The organism is Pseudomonadota bacterium (genome assembly GCA_010028905.1).
Lineage (GTDB): Bacteria > Vulcanimicrobiota > Xenobia > RGZZ01 > RGZZ01 > RGZZ01.
This window is the reverse complement of sequence record RGZZ01000468.1, coordinates 1-3960: the sequence shown is the minus strand read 5'-3', so window position 1 is coordinate 3960 and position 3960 is coordinate 1. Positions and strand designations below refer to the sequence as shown.

The following is a 3960-nucleotide window of genomic DNA, read 5'->3' as shown; positions in this document are numbered from 1 at the left end:
CTTCATTGCCGGTCTTCCAGCCGCGGTCGCGCACGATGGGGGCGCGGAACAGGATCTGGTGCTGGGAAAGCTCGTTCGTCTTCATGGCTGTCTCATCATCCTCTCTCTTTGTGGCCTCACGATACCACCGAGGTCGCAAAGGTTCTTGGAACCATCGTGAATCCAGCGTGATTTTTGACGGAGAGCGCCTCGGGTCGGCCGGGGACGATCAAGTCGCACGGTGCGAACGGGTGCGTCCTCGAATCGCGAGGGCCTGGCTCGACCCTCAAAGCCCCTTGATGAAGGCCAGCAGCTCAGCGCGGTCGTCCGCAGACAAGGCGGCGTAGCGTGCGCTGGATTCGCGGGCCTGCGCGCCGTGGCGTGTGATGGCGTCGTCGACGGTAGGCGCTGAGCCATCGTGCAGGTATCCGAACGCCTCTTGTACCCCCACGAGCGGCGCGGTGCGGAGCTGTGTGCCCGAGGCGCTTCCCAGGGCCAGGCCGTCACCTGTGCCCACGTCGTGCAGCAGGAAGTCGGAGAAGGCCCAGACGCGTCGTCCGGCGAGCTCGCGCGTGTCTCCACCGGTGACCCACGACGGCTTGTGGCAGACCGCGCATCCGGTCTGGGTGAAGATGGTGAATCCGCGTGACAGGGTGGGGTCTGTGTCGAGGTCGTCGTTCGTGTGGGTCGAGACCACCGAGGGGTATGGCGCGAGGAACCGCATGAAGCGCGCGAGATGGTCCATCGCCTCCACGCCGTCGGCATCCGGCTGATCTTCCACGGCCGCGGGCTCAACGGGTGTCGCTGGCGCGTTGGGGCGGTTCTCGACCGCGAATCATCGCGTTGGCTGCAAAGTCGACGAGCTTCGCCGACTGACATTTCCAGCCGAAGCGTCCCACGTGGGTCTTGCCGTCGGAGGCGCTCTTTACGAGGTTTGGCGTGCCGGCCTGCGCGGGGGTGTCGACCTTCTGTCGGTCGGCGCAGGCGGTGATGTCGGCGTCTGCGATGGCTTCGAACAGACCGAAGCCATAGGTCGCCGTGGTGCGCCGCTGACCTGTCAGGGTCGCTTCCGGAGGGACGATCTCCGCCGCCCAGCCCGCAATGGCGAAGCGCTGGAGCAGACCTCCCCCTTGTGCAGTCATGGGGTCGAACACCCCGTTGACCACGCGTCCGAATCGTGTCACCCGTTGCGATCCGCCGCCACCAACGGTGGGGGCGGTGTGGCACTCGGCGCATGACCGGCCGTTGAAGAGAGGGCCCAGCCGTGGCACGGTCTCGACCGTGGTGAAGTGGGTCGCGCCATCGAGGTGCTGCTTTCGTTGCGTGGCGGTGATGCCATCGAGGGGCTGTCCGACGGCGGCGACGGGGGCCAGGGGGACCGGACTCGGCCGAGGCGAGGGCGAGGGCGAAGGCGTTGCGATGCTCTGGGCGGGGGCGGAGGTGCCGACACTCGCGGTCGAAGATGTCGTGGCCGTCGTCTGCGCCGCAGATGACGAGGCCCCGCCGGTGGCGCACCCCGTGAGCGAACAGGTGACGATCAGTGTGGTGACCAGGGGTGTGAACGCGCGTGTCAGACGCTTGCGTGTCTGTGCACATGAGCGCGATGCGAACATGAGACGGGTCTCCGTTCGTGGAAGGTTGATGCGCCGATGGCGCGTGGCAACCATACCCAGAAGAGACCGACGTTATTCGAATGTGCGGCGCCCTGCAGCGGAGCCGACCCTCAGTAGCTGTGCTTGCCGAGCTTCACCTTGCCGCGGAACGCCCAGTAGATGGCGGCCGTGTAGGCCAGCACGAACGGCATGCCGCAGAATGCGATGGTGCGCATCAATGCGAGGGTTTGCGTCGACGAGCTGCTGTTCTGTATGGTGAGGCTGTACTGCGGCGAGATGTTCGAGACCACCAGATCGGGGAAGATGGCCATCCCGAGAAGGAAGACCAGGGCTGCGATGGTGGCGCAGGAAGAGACGAATGCGCGTCCTGGAAGCCCGTGGTAGATGGCCCGGGGGATGTTGGCGATGGCAAGCACGTTGAGCACCACTGCGACCCATGTGAGCGGGAGGGTCTTGAAGTTGGCAGTGGCGGTGGGCACGTCGATCACCGTGTACGCGGTCACCGCGACATAGAGCGTGACGAAGGCCGCAAAGGCACGCCATATCCAGCCGTGCACGCGCTGCTGCAGCTCGCCCTCGGTCTTCAGGTACAGGTAGATGGAGCCGTGCATGGCGAACAGCGCGATGGCGAGGAGCCCGACCATGATGGGGTAGAGGGTGAGCAATCCGAGAAAGGTGCCCGCGTATTCTCCGTCAGGGCCGATGGGCAGACCGTGCACGGCATTCCCCACCGCAACCCCGAACAGGAACGTGGCCAGGGTCGATGAGGCGAAGAAGGCGAAGTCCCAGGTGGCGCGCCAGCGACGTGATGGCTGCTTGCTGCGGAACTCCATCGACACCGCGCGGAAGATGAGGGCGCACAGCAGGAGCATGAAGGCCGTGTAGAACCCGGAGAACACCGTGGCGTACACCGGTGGGAACGCTGCGAATAGCGCGCCGCCGAAGGTCACGAGCCACACCTCATTGCCGTCCCAGATGGGGCCGATGGCATTCATGAAGATGCGTCGCTCTGTGTCGGTGCGGGCCCCCAGGTGCACGATGCCCACACCGAGATCGAAGCCGTCGAGAATGGCGTATCCGGTCAGCAGAACGCCGAGCACGAAGAACCAGAAGAGCTGCAGATCCATCACGCCTCCTCCTGTCCGGAGACCGAGGTCATCGAGCCGCTGCGCAGCAGCAGATCGGAGGCGGCCGTGTCGCTTGCGCCCGTGACGCCCCCCTGCTCGGCCGCGAGCTCGTCGGCGGTCTCCGGACCGTGCTTGATCTTGTCGTTGAGCACATACACCCAGACCGCGAACAGAAGGGCGTACACGAACCCGAACATGGCGATGGAGCCCGCGACCATGTCTGCCTTGACCACTTTTGACAGCGCGTCCGGCGTGCGCAGCAGGCCGTACACGATCCAGGGCTGACGTCCCACCTCGGCGGTGACCCAGCCCGCTTCGTTGGCGATGTACGGGCCCAGAACGGCGAACACGAAGATCCAGAGCAGCCAGCGCTGCTCGAGGAGCGTGCCCCGCCACCAGAAGAAGATGGCCAGAACGGTGATGCCCATGAACGCTGTGGCCAAACCGATCATGATGTGGTAGGCGAAGAACGGGATGGGGACGGGGGGGCGATCTTCAGGCTTGATCTGGTCGAGACCCGGAACCGGTCGATCGAGCTCGTGGTATACCAGGAAGCTCAGCAGCTTCGGAATCGCGATGCCGAAGTCAACGGTCTCCCGCGCCGTGTCGGGGATCCCGAAGAGGTACATCGGCGTGCCACCCTTGTCGGTGTGGAACACGCCCTCGATGGCGGCAAGCTTGGCGGGCTGGGTGGCAGCCGTCGTGCGGGCCTGATAGTCACCGCTCAAGCCCATGAGCAGCGAGCACGCAGTGGCGAACGCAAGCCCGGTCTTGAACATTCGCCCTGAGAGCTCGCGGTGCTGATCGTGCAGCAGATACCACGCCGATATGCTCATCACGAAGAACCCTCCGAGGATGAACGCTCCGACCCATACGTGGGTGAGGCGCGCCATCGACGACGGGTTGAACACCATGGCCCAGAAGTCGGTGATCTCGGCTCGCGCCTTCAGCCCTTCGCCCACGATGTGGTAGCCGGCGGGGGTCTGCTGCCACGAGTTGGCGATGACGATCCAGATCGACGAGAAGATCGAACCCAGGGCCACCATGCAGGTCGAGAAGAAGTGCATGCGTGGCGAGACCCGGTCCCACCCGAAGACGAGCACCGCGAGAAAGCCGGACTCGAGGAAGAAGGCGAAGATGCCCTCGGCCGCGAGGGCCGAGCCGAACACGTCGCCCACGAAGCGCGAGTAGGTGGCCCAGTTGGTGCCGAACTCGAACTCCATCACGATGCCCGTGGCCAC

The 3960-nt window shown here is 65.1% G+C and carries 4 protein-coding genes; all 4 read right to left on the bottom strand.

Translation table 11 applies throughout. The features are described 5' to 3' along the window. Positions 1 to 265: 265 nt before the first annotated feature. Positions 266 to 724 (bottom strand): hypothetical protein, encoded by a 459-nt coding sequence (locus EB084_21300; GenBank protein ID NDD30801.1) that lies wholly within the window; start codon positions 722 to 724, stop codon positions 266 to 268. 46 nt (positions 725 to 770) lie between these two features. Then, entirely contained in the window at positions 771 to 1592 is an 822-nt protein-coding gene (locus EB084_21295; protein ID NDD30800.1) for a hypothetical protein, read from the bottom strand. Between the two features lie 110 nt (positions 1593 to 1702). Beyond that, positions 1703 to 2719 carry a cytochrome d ubiquinol oxidase subunit II gene (cydB, locus tag EB084_21290; GenBank protein ID NDD30799.1) on the bottom strand — a complete coding sequence of 339 codons (1017 nt, stop codon included), beginning with the start codon at positions 2717 to 2719 and terminating at the stop codon, positions 1703 to 1705. After that, on the bottom strand, positions 2719 to 3960 hold a 1242-nt coding region (locus tag EB084_21285; protein ID NDD30798.1), incomplete at its 5' end, for a cytochrome ubiquinol oxidase subunit I. The genes cydB and EB084_21285, both read right to left, overlap by 1 nt.

What these genes read in the sequence shown, in the direction of transcription:
- EB084_21300 (NDD30801.1), bottom strand. Translation starts at nt 724, where the DNA reads ATGGACCATCTCGCGCGCTTCATGCGGTTCCTCGCGCCATACCCCTCG.
- EB084_21295 (NDD30800.1), bottom strand. Translation starts at nt 1,592, where the DNA reads ATGTTCGCATCGCGCTCATGTGCACAGACACGCAAGCGTCTGACACGC.
- cydB (NDD30799.1), bottom strand. Translation starts at nt 2,719, where the DNA reads ATGGATCTGCAGCTCTTCTGGTTCTTCGTGCTCGGCGTTCTGCTGACC.